This is a genomic window from Teichococcus vastitatis (genome assembly GCF_003604215.1).
GTDB classification, from domain to species: Bacteria; Pseudomonadota; Alphaproteobacteria; order Acetobacterales; family Acetobacteraceae; genus Pseudoroseomonas; species Pseudoroseomonas vastitatis.
The window spans coordinates 170,725-184,136 of record NZ_QXGS01000002.1; the positions used below are offsets into that span (position 1 = coordinate 170,725).

12 protein-coding genes and 2 pseudogenes are annotated in these 13,412 nt (G+C 70.7%); 5 read left to right on the forward strand and 9 right to left on the reverse strand.

Annotation, left to right across the window (positions count from 1 at the left end; all coding sequences use genetic code 11):
- Position 1 precedes the first annotated feature (1 nt).
- Positions 2-868, reverse strand: a complete 867-nt coding sequence (locus D2K64_RS04490; RefSeq protein WP_120007022.1) for a pyruvate, water dikinase regulatory protein — start codon at positions 866-868, stop codon at positions 2-4.
- A gap of 343 nt (positions 869-1,211) precedes the next feature.
- Here D2K64_RS04490 and hemE point away from each other — a divergent pair, with 343 nt between their 5' ends.
- Positions 1,212-2,255, forward strand: coding sequence for a uroporphyrinogen decarboxylase (gene hemE / locus D2K64_RS04495; RefSeq protein WP_120007023.1), 1,044 nt, complete (start codon positions 1,212-1,214; stop codon positions 2,253-2,255).
- 466 nt (positions 2,256-2,721) lie between these two features.
- On the opposite strand, the pseudogene D2K64_RS26110 reads toward hemE, so the two are convergent.
- From D2K64_RS26110 to tsaE, 5 genes and pseudogenes are all read right to left on the reverse strand, one after another.
- Positions 2,722-3,353 (reverse strand): annotated as a pseudogene (locus tag D2K64_RS26110) (chloride channel protein).
- Positions 3,354-3,366: 13 nt separating this feature from the next.
- Positions 3,367-3,558 (reverse strand): chloride channel protein, encoded by a 192-nt coding sequence (locus D2K64_RS25895; protein WP_120007026.1) that lies wholly within the window; start codon positions 3,556-3,558, stop codon positions 3,367-3,369.
- 109 nt (positions 3,559-3,667) lie between these two features.
- Positions 3,668-3,808: pseudogene (locus tag D2K64_RS26115) on the reverse strand (chloride channel protein); the annotation flags it as partial.
- 26 nt (positions 3,809-3,834) lie between these two features.
- Entirely contained in the window at positions 3,835-4,029 is a 195-nt protein-coding gene (locus D2K64_RS25355) for a hypothetical protein (RefSeq protein ID WP_238384012.1), read from the reverse strand.
- 93 nt (positions 4,030-4,122) lie between these two features.
- Complete coding sequence (gene tsaE, locus D2K64_RS04520; protein WP_120007300.1) at positions 4,123-4,593, reverse strand: tRNA (adenosine(37)-N6)-threonylcarbamoyltransferase complex ATPase subunit type 1 TsaE; 471 nt, start codon at positions 4,591-4,593, stop codon at positions 4,123-4,125.
- Between the two features lie 143 nt (positions 4,594-4,736).
- On the opposite strand from tsaE, the gene D2K64_RS04525 reads away from it, so the two are divergent.
- The gene (locus D2K64_RS04525) at positions 4,737-6,518 is read left to right on the forward strand and encodes a monovalent cation:proton antiporter-2 (CPA2) family protein (protein ID WP_120007301.1); all 1,782 of its coding nucleotides are present in this window, start codon (positions 4,737-4,739) and stop codon (positions 6,516-6,518) included.
- Positions 6,519-6,706: 188 nt separating this feature from the next.
- Here the strand turns inward: D2K64_RS04525 and D2K64_RS04530 are convergent, their stop codons facing one another.
- On the reverse strand, positions 6,707-7,714 hold the full coding sequence (locus tag D2K64_RS04530; protein WP_120007027.1) for a zinc-dependent alcohol dehydrogenase family protein: 1,008 nt from the start codon (positions 7,712-7,714) through the stop codon (positions 6,707-6,709).
- A 70-nt stretch (positions 7,715-7,784) separates the two neighbouring features.
- Positions 7,785-8,882: a M20 family metallopeptidase gene (locus D2K64_RS04535; RefSeq protein WP_120007028.1), complete on the reverse strand. Its 1,098-nt coding sequence runs from the start codon at positions 8,880-8,882 to the stop codon at positions 7,785-7,787.
- Between the two features lie 78 nt (positions 8,883-8,960).
- Between D2K64_RS04535 and D2K64_RS04540 the strand changes: the two genes are divergently transcribed.
- The 3 genes from D2K64_RS04540 (at position 8,961) to D2K64_RS04550 (ending at position 11,417) form a co-directional block, all read left to right on the forward strand.
- Positions 8,961-10,085: a threonine synthase gene (locus D2K64_RS04540; RefSeq protein WP_120007029.1), complete on the forward strand. Its 1,125-nt coding sequence runs from the start codon at positions 8,961-8,963 to the stop codon at positions 10,083-10,085.
- Positions 10,082-10,330: a hypothetical protein gene (locus tag D2K64_RS04545; RefSeq protein ID WP_202910475.1), complete on the forward strand. Its 249-nt coding sequence runs from the start codon at positions 10,082-10,084 to the stop codon at positions 10,328-10,330. The genes D2K64_RS04540 and D2K64_RS04545 overlap by 4 nt, the downstream gene beginning before the upstream one ends.
- A 67-nt stretch (positions 10,331-10,397) precedes the next feature.
- Positions 10,398-11,417, forward strand: coding sequence for a class 1 fructose-bisphosphatase (locus D2K64_RS04550; protein ID WP_120007030.1), 1,020 nt, complete (start codon positions 10,398-10,400; stop codon positions 11,415-11,417).
- Positions 11,418-11,427: 10 nt separating this feature from the next.
- Here the strand turns inward: D2K64_RS04550 and D2K64_RS04555 are convergent, their stop codons facing one another.
- Positions 11,428-13,209 carry a histidine kinase famiy protein gene (locus tag D2K64_RS04555; protein ID WP_120007031.1) on the reverse strand — a complete coding sequence of 594 codons (1,782 nt, stop codon included), beginning with the start codon at positions 13,207-13,209 and terminating at the stop codon, positions 11,428-11,430.
- Positions 13,210-13,412: the final 203 nt, after the last annotated feature.

Sequence of the window (13,412 nt, forward strand, 5' to 3'; positions counted from 1 at the left end):
CTCACGCGCCGATCATTCCGGGCTTCGGGCCGTGCTGGGCGCGCCGGGCATGCCAGGCCTCCATCAGCTGCAGCACCGTGGCCGCGGTTTCCTCGATGGAGCGGCGGGTGACGTCGATCACCGGCCAGCCATGGCTGGTGCAGAGACGGCGCGCCGCCTGGATCTCGGCCTTTACCGCCTCGAAATCTACGTAATCATTGGTGTCCTGGCGAACGCCGCCGGCGCCGATGATCTTCAGCCGGTGCCGGCGAATATCAATCAGCGCCGTGGTGTCGATGGTCAGGCCAATCACCGGACAGGGCGGGTTCTCCAGCTCGGCCGGCAGCGGCGAGGTCGGCACGATAGGCACGTTGGCCGCCTTGATGCCGCGATTCGCCAGGTAGAAGCAGGTCGGCGTCTTGGAGGAGCGCGAGACGCCCACCAGAACGCAATCCGCTTCCTCGATACCTGCGACGCCCTGGCCGTCATCATGCGCCAGCACGTAGTGCATGGCGTCGATGCGGCGGAAGTAATCGGCGTCCAGCACGTATTGGGCGGCGCGCTTCTCCTTGGCTTCCTGGCCGAGCTGCGCCTGCAGCAGGTTCATTACCGGGTCCAGCACCGACAGGCAGGGCACGCCGATCTGCTGGCACACCCCTTCCAGGGCGTGGCGCAGGGAGCGGTCCACGAGGGTGAACATCACCGGCCCGGGCTCGGCCTTGATGCCTTCCAGCACCTGCTCCAGCTGCAGGTGGGAACGCACCAGGGACCAGCGGTGGTGCACCACATGCGGATCGGAGAACCGCGCCAGGGTGGCCCGGGCAATGGAATTCAGCGTCTCCCCGGTGCTGTCGGAAACCAGGTGCAGGTTGAACATGCGGTTCGGCATCGGTGCGGGTTGTTCTGCTGTTCGGCCCGAAAGCGAGGTTTCCGGCGGTGGAGGATAACGGGGATTAGGGTGAACAATGGGGAAAAGATTGCCCCTTGCGAAGCCCATGGGGGTAACACGGGGATGAAGGGCACGGAATCAAAGGCCTGGGTATGATTCTTCAGATCGGTCCGCGCTGACTCGGGAAAATCGCCGAAATCCCGCTGCACAGCACGATTCTCACCCGAGTCCACCCTGTGGAAAACTTTGTGGATGGCGAGTCGGTCCACTGCGTCCCCCTTATCCACAGGCCCTATAGACTCCCCACCTTTCTTAAAGACTCTTTTTCAGAGAGAGAGGGTCCATGGAACACGCCCAAAAGCCCCTGCTCCGCGCCTTCTCCGGCGAAGCGCCCTGGCCGCCACCCTTCTGGCTGATGCGCCAGGCCGGGCGGTACCTGCCGGAATACCGGCAGCTCCGCGCCCAGGCGGGCGATTTCATCGCCCTCTGCACCACGCCCGAGCTGGCGGCGGAGGTGACGCTGCAGCCGATCCGCCGCTACGGCATGGACGGCGCCATCCTGTTCAGCGACATCCTGATGCTGCCCTGGGCGCTGGGACAGCCGCTGCGCTATGCCGAAGGGGAAGGGCCGCTGCTGGCGCCGATCCGCGACGCGGCCGGCTTGGCGACGCTCAGGCCCGGCGCCGTGCGGGCCAACATCGCGCCGATCCTGGAGACGGTGGCCCGGGTGCGGGCCGGCCTGGAAGCGGAAGCGCCGAGAACGGCCCTGATCGGCTTCGCGGGTAGCCCGTTCACGGTCGCCTGCTACATGGTCGACGGCAAAGGGGGAAAGGAGTTCGCGGAAACGCGGCGCCTCGCCCATGCCGACCCGCTGTTGTTCGCGAAGCTGATCCGGCTGCTGGTGGACAGCACCGTGGAATACCTGCTCGCCCAGGCGGAGGCGGGGGCCGAGGCGCTGATGCTGTTCGACAGCTGGGCCGGGCTGCTCTCCCCGGCCCAGTTCCGCCGCTGGTCCATCGAGCCGGCGGCGGCCATCGTGCGCGGCATCCGCAAGGTCCGCCCCGACATCCCGCTGATCGGGTTTCCGCGCCTGGCCGGGCCGCTGATCGTCGAATACGCCGATCGGGTGGGGGTCGGCACCGTGGCCATGGATACCGGCATGGACCCGCGCTGGGCGGCCGCCAACGTAGCCCCTGGCGTTACCCTGCAGGGCAACCTGGACCCGCAGGCCGTGGTGGCTGGCGGCGCGGCGCTGGAGGCGGAGGCGCGCTCCATTCTGGCGGCGATGCGGGGACGGCCCTTCGTGTTCAACCTGGGTCACGGCATCGTGCCGCAGACGCCGCCCGAGCATGTGGCGGCGCTGGCCCGGATCATCCGCATAGGCTGAGCGGGCCGCAGGGGGCATGGCGCGGCGTTTTCCGCCTGCCCTCCTACCCTCGCGGACCTACCCGGCGCCGCCCCGCCCTGTGGAAAGGCGGGCTGCGCGTCTCGGGCCACCTGACGCCGGCTTGGCCATGGCCTGTGCGGCACGGCAGGCCCGCATCCGCTGGCGCTGCGTTTCTCCACCCATCGCAGCGAGGAAGCCTTCGGTGTGGAGCCGGACCAGGAAAGGCCTGACCGCAGCGTGGCGGCTGGTGGTGGCGCCGCAGCCCAGCGCGGATCATGCTGGCATGCAGTTCAGCCCCGGGACATGGCGCCGGGCACAGCGCCCGCGGGCGGCATCCCGCGGGGGCATCCCGCGGGCGGGACAGGCGACATACCAGGATGCCGGACACTTCCGTGGCATCCGCGACGGCTGCCCGGTGCATGCCGGGCAGGACAGGCCGGCCGGCCTGGGCCTGTAGCGCCCTGGCCTAGTGCTTCAGGAAGCGCCGCGCCATGCTGCTGTAGAACGGGCGGCGGCACACCAGGCGGAACGCCACGAAGGCAACCAGCGAGGTCGCCATGAGCGGCACCGCCAGGGCGTAGTTGCTGGTCATCTCCAACACGGTCATCGCGGCGGTGATTGGCGCCTGCACCACCCGCGAGAAATAGGCTGCCATGCCGAGCAGCACCACCGTGCCACCCGGAGCGCCGACCGAGGCCAGCGGCAGCAGCCCGGCCAGCCATTGGCCGATGCGGCGCCGATCGACAAGGAAGGCGCGAAGATGCCGCCGGGGATGCCGCTCAGGTAGGACACCACCGTGGCCAGCAACTTCCAGATGGGAAAGTCGAGCGGCACGCCCGCCTGCCCTTCCACCAGCATCCGGGCCTGTTCGTAGCCGGTGCCGTAGCTGGTGCCGCCCGAGCACCAGCCGATCGCCGCCAGCAGCAACCCGCACCCGGCGGCGAACGCGGCCGGCCGCGCCACGGAGAGCCGGCGCAGCGCCCCTGGCAGCAGCCGCGGCAGGTTGCAGCAGCGCAGACGCGAAGCCGCCCCCCACCAGCCCTCCCAGGTAGCCGCAGACCAGCCCCCCCCAGCCGCTGCCGATCTCCAGCCCCGCATGGCTGACGCCGAACTACACGTAATTGCCAACCAGGGCGGTGGACACGACGCCGCCGATCACCACCGCCGTCAGGGTCATGGCCCCGGTGGGGGAGCGAACGGAATGGCTCAGCACCTCGATGGCGAAGACCAGCCCGGCCAGCGGCGTGTTGAAGGCGGCGGCCATCCCGGCCGCGCCGCCGGCCGGCATGAAGACCCACATCATGTCCTGGTGCGGCAGGCGCTGCCACCGGCGATGGCGTGCATGATGGCGGCGCCACCTGCACCGTCGGCCCTTCCCGCCCGATGGAGGCGCCGGACAGCAATCCCAGCAACGTCAGCAGCACCCTGCCGTACGCGATGCGCAGCGTCAGCAGCGCGCCGGCCCGGCCTGGATCGGCCTCGTGCAGCGCGGCGATCACCTGCGGAATGCCGCTGCCCTGTGCGCCGGGAAACCACCCTCGGGTCAGCACCATGGACAGCGCCAGCCCGGCCGGAGCGATCAGGAACACCAGCAGCGGCGCGGCTTGGGCGAGATGCAGGAAGGCCCCTGCGCCGCATCGGCCAGCCAGGCGAAGCCCACCGCCACCAGGCCCACTAGCGCCGTCTCCAGCCAGAAGCCGAGGCGGCGGCGCCATTGCCGCGGAGACAGCAGCGGCAACCGCCACAGGCGGCGCCGGTCGAGTTCAGGCCTCATGGAATGCGGCATCCGGTGCCGGGCGACGGGGCTTCCCCGGGCACTCCGCAGGCAGGCGCGGACGGCGCATGGATGAATTCCTTGCTTGGCTGTTCAGCTCCGCCCGGGATCCTGGACCAGCGCCCGCAGCCTGGCCGCATCCCATCCCGACACGGACGCACGCCGCGCCTCGCCATCCGGGATCAGGCGCAGGCGAAGCGCGGCCTCAGGCTCGAGCCAGCCCAGCCGGTCCGGCCATTCCACCAGCACGAGGCCGTCGCGCGCTTCGTCCCAGCCCAGCTCCTCCAGTTCGTCCGGGCCGGACAGGCGGTACAGGTCGAAATGATGCGCCGCGCCCAGCGGCAATTCATAACCCTGCACGAGGGTGAAGGAGGGCGAGGGCACTTCCAACTCCGGATCGTCCGCCGCGGCGCGCAGAAAGGCGCGGCAGAAGGCCGACTTGCCGGCGCCGAGCGGTCCTTCCAGCAGAATGGCGTCGCCGGGCCGGGCCAGGGCCGCGGCGCGGGCGGCCAGCGCCTCGGTGGCGGCGAGGTCGGGAAGATCGAGGTGGAAGGTGTCGGCCATGATGCGCGGGCCATCCTGCCCGCTTCGGGCCGGCCGGGCCAGGGGCGAGCCGGGAAGCGGGGGCGCAGGGCGGGATTGTTCGCGCCGCATTGCGCGCCGCCGTCGCGGATGCGCTAATCCATCCATTTTAGCGGGACATGCCGATGGAAGAAGCCCACCACGCCCCACCCTTGTTGGAGCCGATGGTGCTGCTGGCGGCCGCCGTGCTGGCGGTGCCGCTGTTCAAGCGGCTGGGGCTCGGCTCGGTGCTGGGCTATATCGCTGCCGGCGTTGCCATCGGCCCCTTTGTTCTGGGGCTGTTTGCGACCTCCGGCCGGGTGGCGGGGGTGGCCGAGCTGGGCATCGTGCTGCTGCTGTTCATTATCGGGCTGGAGCTGAACCTGCGGCGGCTCTGGGCGTTGCGGCGCGATATCTTCGGGCTGGGTACGGCGCAGATGCTGGTGTGCGGCGGATTGCTCAGCCTCGGCCTGGCCTACGGCCTCGGATGGAGCGTGCCGGCGGCGCTGGTGGCGGGGCTCGGCCTGGCCCTGTCCTCCACCGCGCTGGTGTTGCCGCTGCTGGAAGACAGCGGCGAGGTGGAGGCGGCGCATGGCCGCACCGCCTTCGCCATGCTGCTGCTGCAGGACCTGGCCATCGTGCCGCTGCTGGCGCTGGTGGCGTTTCTGTCGCCCTTCGCGCCGGAGCACGAAGGCTCCCCCTGGCAGGCGGCCGCGCTGGCGCTGGGCGCCGTTGCCGCCGTGGTGCTGGCCGGGCGGTTCCTGCTGAACCCGTTTTTCGGCCTGCTGGCCCGTTCCGGCGCACGGGAGATCATGACGGCGGCGGCGCTGCTGGTGGTGCTGGGGGCCGCCGGGCTGATGGCGATCGCCGGCCTGTCGATGGCCATGGGCGCCTTTCTGGCCGGGGTCCTGCTGGCGGAGTCGAATTACCGGCACGAGCTGGAAGCGGATATCGAGCCGTTTCGCGGCCTGCTGCTGGGCCTGTTCTTTCTGTCGGTCGGCATGGGGCTGGATCTCGGCGTGATCGCCGCGCGCTGGCCGGTGCTGCTGGCCGGCGTCGTGGTGCTGGTGGTGGTGAAGCTGCTGGCGGTGCATGCCCTGGCGCGCCTGTTCGGCCATCCGGCGACGGTGGCGCTACGTGCGGGGCTGCTGCTCGCCCAGGGTGGCGAATTCGGCTTCGTGCTCTACACCGCCGCCGCCGCGGCCGGCGTGCTGAGCGCCGAGCAGGCCAGCCTGCTGGTGGCGCTGGTGACGCTGTCCATGGCGACGACGCCGCTGCTGATCCGCTTCGGCCCGGCCATTCTGCGACGCTGCGGGCAGGACATCCCGGACGAGGATTATGCCGGGGCGGACGGCGCCGTGCTGATGATCGGCTTCGGCCGTTTCGGCCAGCTGGTGGCGCAGGTGCTGCTGCGCCAGGGCGTCAGCCTGACCCTGCTAGACTCCGATGTGCGCCGCATCGAGGAGGCGGCGCGGTTCGGCGCCCGCGTCTTCTACGGCGACGGCACGCGGCTCGACGTGCTGCGCGCGGCCGGGGCGGAGAAGGTGCGGATGATCCTGGTCTGCACCCACCGGCCGGAAGCCACCACCCGCATCGTGCAGGTGGTGCGGGAAGCCTTTCCGGAACTGCCCTGCATCGCCCGGGCCTATGACCGGCCGCACGCGCTGCAGCTTCTGGCCGCCGGCGCCGACGAAGTGGTGCGGGAAACCCTGGAATCGGCCCTGGCACTGGGGCGGGAAGCCCTGGTCGGGCTCGGCGTGCCGCGGGACACGGCGGAGCTGGTGGAACAGGAGATCCGCCGCCTGGACCGGGAACGGTTCAAGGCGCAGCGCCTGCACGGCGCGGTGACGCCGGCCGACCTGTTCGCCATGCATCCGGAGCCGCTGACGCCGCCCCGCGCCAAGGCCAAGGCACCGCCAGCGGAGTAGCTCGGCGCGTTACTGGTAGCCGCCGGTCTTCTCGCGTTCCTTGGCCGCGTCTTCCTGCGCCTTCTCGTCCACCGGCTGCTCGGCCGGCTTCTTGGTCTGCTCGGTATCCTGCGGCTTCTCGTCGGGCATGGTGGCGCTCCCTTGCTGGTTCTCCCCTGAAGAACGGCCGGGCGGCGCCGCGGTTCCATTCAGAACTCCAGCGCGATCTTGCCAAAATGCGCGCCGGCCTCCTGGTGGCGGAAGGCGTCGGCGATGTTGGGCAGCGCGAAGCGGCGGTCGATCACCGGGCGCATGCCGGTGGCGTCGATGGCGCGGATCATCTCCCGCTGGTGCCGGTGGCTGCCGACGATCAATCCCTGCAGCCGCTGCTGCCTGGCCATCAGCAGGGCCGTGGGCACCTCGCCCGAGCGGCCGGTCAGCACGCCGATCAGCGCGATGTGGCCGCCGATGCGGGCGGCGCGGATGGATTGCGCCAGTGTGCCGGCGCCGCCCACCTCCACCACGTGGTCGGCGCCGCGGCCGCCGGTCCAGTCCTGCACCGCCCGGCCCCATTCGGGCGTGGACCTGTAGTTGATGGTGTGCGCCGCGCCGAGTTCGCGCATCCGCTCCAGCTTGGCATCGGAGGAGGAGGTGGCGACCACGATCGCCCCCATCATGCGGGCGAATTGCAGGGCGAAGACCGAAACGCCGCCGGTGCCCAGCACCAGCACCACGTCGCCGGCCCGGATGTTGCCGTCCACCACCAGGGCGCGCCAGGCGGTGAGCCCCGCCGTGGTCAGCGTCGCCGCCTCGGCATGCGACCAGCCGCGGGGAACGGGGGTGAACCAGGAGGCGGGGCGCACCACCGCTTCCCGCGCATAGCCATCGACGCCGTCGCCGGGCACGGTCCTGAAGTCGCCGACCTCGGCGGGTCCGTCCTGCCAGTGCGGAAAAAAGCCGGACACCACGGCATCGCCGGGCGCGAAGCCGGGCACGTCCTCGCCCACCGCCTCCACCACCCCGGCGCCGTCCGACATCGGGATGCGGCCATCCTCGGTCGGGATGGCGCCCTTGACGACGGCGAAGTCGTGGTAGTTCAGTGAGCTGGCATGCAGCCGGACGCGGATCTCCCCAGGCCCGGGCGTGCCGGGATCGGGCAGGTCCACGACCTCCAGGCGGTCCAGCCCGCCGGGGGCGCGCAGCTTGATGGCCTTCATGCGCTGATACCTTTCTGCCGTGTCGGGTTCCGGCAGAACAGCGCCCCGGCGGGGCTCCGGTTGCGGCGGCTCAGCCCTGCATCAGCCGCCGGAACAGCGCCACCCCCGCCGCCAGTTCCGCCACGGCCACGTTTTCCCGCGGGCTATGCGCCGAGGCGATCGAGCCCGGCCCCAGGATCAGGCAGGGCGCCAATTCCTGCAATTCGCTGGCATCGGTGCCGAAGGGGCGGGTCTCGGCCTTGCGGCCGGTGGCGGCCTCGGCGGCGCGCACCAGTGGATGGTCGGCCGGCATCTCCGGCGGCGGCCCCTGCCGCAGCACCGCCAGTGCCAGTCCGGCGCGCTGCGCCGCCTGCTCGACGGCCCGCACCACCGGGTCCGGGTCGATGCTGCGGCTGTAGCGGAACTTGATGCGGGCGGTGGCCCGGGGCACCGTCACGTTCACCGCCGCGCCGTGATTGTCGAGCAGCAGGTTGAAATCGCTGAACACGGGGTCGTAGGCGGCGTCGTGCAGGGACGGGTCGGCGCGCAGGCGCTCGGCCAAGGCCTTCATCTCGGCGAGAAACGGCACCAGCGCCCAGTTGGCGTTCCGCCCCGTGCCCAGGGAGGAATGCGCCTGCACCCCTTCGGCCACCGCCACGAAGTCGATGTTGGAGCGGTGGCCGCGCACCGGCACCCTCTCGGTCGGCTCGGCCACCAGGATGGCGCGCGGCGCGGCGCGGCGGGCCAGCGCCGACCGCTCGGCGATCAGCTTTGCGCCCTGCTTGGTGGTTTCCTCGTCGGTTGTGATCAGCAGCGTCGCTGCCACTCCTTCCGGCAATCCCCGGGCGGCGACGATGCAGGCGGCGAGCTGTCCCTTCATGTCGGTGGCGCCGAGGCCGTGCAGCACCCCGTCGGCATCGATGCGGCCGGAAAAGGGATCGGTGGTCCAGCCAGTGTCCGGCACGGTGTCCATGTGGCCCGACAGCGCCACGCCGCCCGGCGGCCCGCGATGCGCCACGATCACCTGCTTCGCCACACCGTCGGGATCCGTGTAGTCTAGCCGCTCCACCTCGAAGCCACCGAGCTCGGCGGCGATGCGGTCCGCGACTGCGCGGTTGGACAGGAAGGACCGGCTGTCCAGCTGGACCAGATCGGCGGCGAGGCGGGCAACGGCATCGGAATCGGACATGGCAGCAGCCTATCCCGCGCCCGCCGCGCCGCGGCAAGCCGTCTTGCCGCGGCGGCGCGGAGGGGCCAGGATTCGGGCATGCAAGAGCCTGCCTATCTGGATCCCCGCACCGGGGCCACCTTTCCGCTCGCCGAGCCGCGCTGGTGCGGCCCCGAGGGCCAGCCGCTGCTGTTGACCGACCTGCCCGGCCTGGGCCGCGGCGACATCGACCGCAGCAAGGGCAGCCTGTGGCGCTATGCCGCCGCCCTGCCCTTCCGGCCGGATGCGCCGATCACGCTGGGCGAGGGCTGCACGCCGCTGCTGCCGGGCGAATGGGCCGGTGCGCCGGTCCGCTTCAAATGCGAATGGTTCATGCCGAGCGGCTCCTTCAAGGACCGCGGCGCCTCGGTGATGCTGTCGCTGCTGCGGTCGCAGGGCGTGTTTCGCGTGCTGGAGGATTCCTCGGGCAATGGCGGCGCCGCCATCGCCACCTATGCGGCGGCGGGCGGGATGCGCGCCAAGATCCTGGTGCCGGACTCGACCAGCCCGGCCAAGACGGTGCAGTCGCAGACCCTGGGCGCCGAGATCGAGCTGGTTCCGGGCAGCCGGCAGGACTGCGCCGACGCGGCGGTCGCGCAGGCCCGGGACATCTTCTACGCCAGCCACAACTGGCAGCCTTTCTTTCTGCACGGCACCAAGACGCTGGCCTATGAGCTTTGGGAGGATCTCGGCTTCCGCGCGCCGGACAATGTGATCATTCCCTGCGGCGCCGGCTCCAACATCCTCGGCTGCGCCATCGGCTTCGCCGAGTTGCGGCGCGCCGGCGAGATCGACCGGCTGCCCCGCCTGTTCGCGGCGCAGCCGGCGCATTGCGGCCCGATCGCCCGCGCTTTCCTGCGCCTGCCGGAGGAAGCACCACGCCCGACCGTGGCCGAAGGCACCGCCATCGCCCATCCGGTCCGTCTGGCCGAGAACCTGGCGGCGCTGCGCGAAAGTGGCGGCGGCGCCGTGCTGCTGGAGGAGGCGGAGATCATCGAGGCCACGCGCGGCCTGGCCCGGCGCGGCCTCTATGTGGAGCCGACCTGCGCCCAGGCCGCGGCCGCCTTCGCCCGGCTGCTGGAGGCGGGTACCATCGGCCGCCACGAGACCACGGTGGTGGTGCTGACCGGCAGCGGGCTGAAAAGCACGCAGCGCCATGCCGAGCTGCTGGGGCTGACGCTGTGACGGGGGGTGCGCGCATCGCCCTGCCGGGCTTTTCCATCGAATGCCACCGCTTCGCCCCGCCGGCAACGGAGGCGGATGACCGCGCCCGTTGCCGGCTGGAGGGCGAGGCGATGCTGGCCGATGCGCGGGCCGGGGCCTCGTGCTCCCTGGGCGGGATGCCGGGCTTCGTGCAGAACATGGACCGGGCCGGACCCTGGCAGCCGCGCCCGGTGCTGCCGCTTGATCCCCAGGCACGCTGGCCGTAGCGGAACGGGATCAGGGCGCGGCCCCGGGCGATGCCCCGCCCACCGCCTCGCTCAAGGAGCTTCCCGCATGCAGCGCATCACCCTGTCCCGCTTCCTGATCGAGCAGCAGCGGCAGGACAAGAACCTGCCGCCGCAGCTGCGCCTGCTGATCGAGGTGGTGGCGCGCGCCTGCAAGGCGATCAGCTTCACCATCAACAAGGGCGAGCTGGGCGGGGTGCTCGGCAGCCTCGGGCAGCAGAACGTCCAGGGCGAGGTGCAGAAGAAGCTGGACGTGATCGCCAACGATATCCTGCTCGACGCCAATGAATGGGGCGGCAACCTCGCCGCCCTGGCGTCGGAGGAGATGGAGGCGATCCATCCCATCCCGCATCGCTACCCCAAGGGCGAGTACCTGCTGGTCTACGACCCGATCGATGGTTCCAGCAACATCGACGTCAATCTCAGCGTCGGCACCATCTTCTCGGTGCTGAAGGCGCCGGAGGCGGTGTCCGGCCGCGCCGTGACCGAGGCGGATTTCCTGCAGCCAGGGCGGCAGCAGGTGGCGGCGGGCTACGCGATCTACGGGCCGCAGACCACCCTGGTGCTGACCTTCGGCAGCGGCGTGTTCGGCTTCACGCTGGACCGCGAGGTGGGCTCCTGGGTGCTGACCCAGCGCAACATCACCATCCCCGCCGGTCATCGCGAATTCGCCGTCAACATGTCGAACCAGCGGCACTGGGCGCCGGGAATGCGGCGCTACGTCGCCGACTGCATCGCCGGCCGCGACGGCCCGCGCGGCGCCGATTTCAACATGCGCTGGACCGGCTCCATGGTGGCCGACATCGAGCGGATCCTGCGCCGCGGTGGCATCTTCCTGTATCCCTGGGACTCGCGGGAGCCGGACCGGGCCGGCAAGCTGCGGCTGATGTACGAGGCCAACCCGCTCGGCCTGATCATCGAGCAGGCGGGCGGCGCGGCCACCGACGGCGCGCGGCGCATCCTCGACATCCCGCCGGACAGCCTGCACCAGCGCGTCGCGGTGGTGATGGGATGCACGGCCGAGGTCGCGGCGGTGGCCGGCTACGCCGCGGAACCGCCGGCCGCCTGAGGCGGATGCGTCAGCCCTGGTGCTCGGGGCCGATGTTCGGCCGCGGCGCCCCGGCGCGCGGCCCGCGCTCCCGCCCGCGGCCATCCAGCGCCGACCGCACCCGATCAGCCAGTTCCGAGCGGCGATACGGCTTGCCCAGCACATCCATGCTGGAGGAGCGCGGCACCTGCACCGTCAGATCCTCGTTGTAGCCGGTGGTGAGCAGGACCGCCGCGTGGGGCGCCCGCTCCCGGAAGATTTCCGCCAGCATCAGGCCGTTCATGCTGCCCGGCATCAGGATGTCCGAGAACAGCAGGTCGATGCCGTCGGCGCCCTGGCGGTCGAGGATCGCCAGCGCCTCGTCGGCGTTGCCGGCCGGCAGAACGCGGTAGCCCAGATCCTCCAGCTGTTCGCAGGCCAGGGCCAGCACGTCCTCGCTGTCCTCGACCACCAGAACGGTTTCGGCGGCGCCGCGCCGCTCGATCTCCTGGGATCGCGGGGCGGCCGGGCGGGGCGGCGTGGAGATCTCGGGCGCCGCCGGGAACAGCATGCGGATGGTGGTGCCCTGGCCCAGCTCGCTCCGGATCTCCAGCTTGCCCAGGGATTGCTGCACGAAGCCTAGCGCCATGGCGAGGCCGAGCCCGGTGCCCTTGCCGGTGCCCTTGGTGGTGAAGAACGGCTCGGTGGCGCGCTCCAGCACGTGCGGCGGCATGCCGCAGCCGGTATCGGCCACTGACAGCACCACGTAACGTCCGCCGGGCAGGCCGTTATCGGGCAGGGTTTCCACCGTGGTGGTGATGGTCACCGTGCCGCCTTGCGGCATCGCGTCGCGCGCGTTGATGACCACGTTCAACAGCGCCATCTCCAGGTGAACGGGATCGAGCTGCGCCGGCGGCAGGCGGCGCTGCAGGTTGAAGCGCAGTTCGACCTGGTTGCCGACCGAGCTTTCCAGCATGTCGCCGAATTCGTTGATCAGGGTGTTGAGCTCGGTCGGCCGCGGGTCCAGCCGCGTCTTGCGGGCGAAGGCCAGCAGCTGCTTGGTCAGCTTGGCGCCACGATCGGCGGCCTCGGCCGCGCGCGACAGGTAGCGCAGGGATGTCGGATCCTCCGTCCGGCGGCCCAGCAATTCCAGGCTGCCGGAGATGGACTGCAGCAGGTTGTTGAAGTCATGCGCCAGCCCGGCGGTGAGCTGGCCGATCGATTCCATCTTCTGCGCCTGCCGGAAGGCCTGTTCCGAGGCCCGGCGGCGGCTGACATCGAGTTGCGAGGCGAAGAAGTAGATCAGCCGGTTCTCATCATCATAGACCGGGGCGATGTAGACGCCGTTCCAGAACGGCGTGCCATCGCGCTTGTAGTTCAGGATCTCAACGGAGATCGGCTCCTCGGCGGCCACGGCCCGGCGCAGCAGGGCCACCTGTTCCCGCTCCGTCTGCGCACCCTGAAGGAAGCGGCAGTTGCGCCCGATGATCTCGTCCTGGCGGTAGCCGGTCAGGTCCTCGAAGGCGCGGTTGGCGAACACGATCGGGTTGTCGTGCTGGTTCGGGTTGGTGAGGATCATCGGCATCCGGGTCATCTCGACCGCGGCGAAGAACACGCTGCCGCGATTCCCCAGCCCCGGGTCGGACACCGTCGCCTCCTGCCAGTGCCGGAAGCCGGGTCCGCCGGTGGGCGAATGGGCCGCCGATTCCGCATCGCTCTCGACGCGGCCCTGGGCGGGAACGCCGCGGCTTTGCTGCCAGCCTTCGCCCTGCACATCCTCTTCCTCAGGATGCTCAACCCGCACCCGGCCCGCCTCGTCTCCGCTCACGCTCATGTTCGACCCGCCAGATCCACGCTGCACCGCACTCAACGTTCCGCGCTGCTCCCGGTTTGGCGACCGCAAGCTTTGCCGTCCAGTCTTCGCCCGTCTCATTTCTGCAACTACAGGTTGGTACAGTTCGGCCTGGCGCAAGTCCATGCTCGCGGCGGCCCGTCGGAAGGGCGGGGCGGGAACCTAGCCTTGCCGGCAACCCTTGG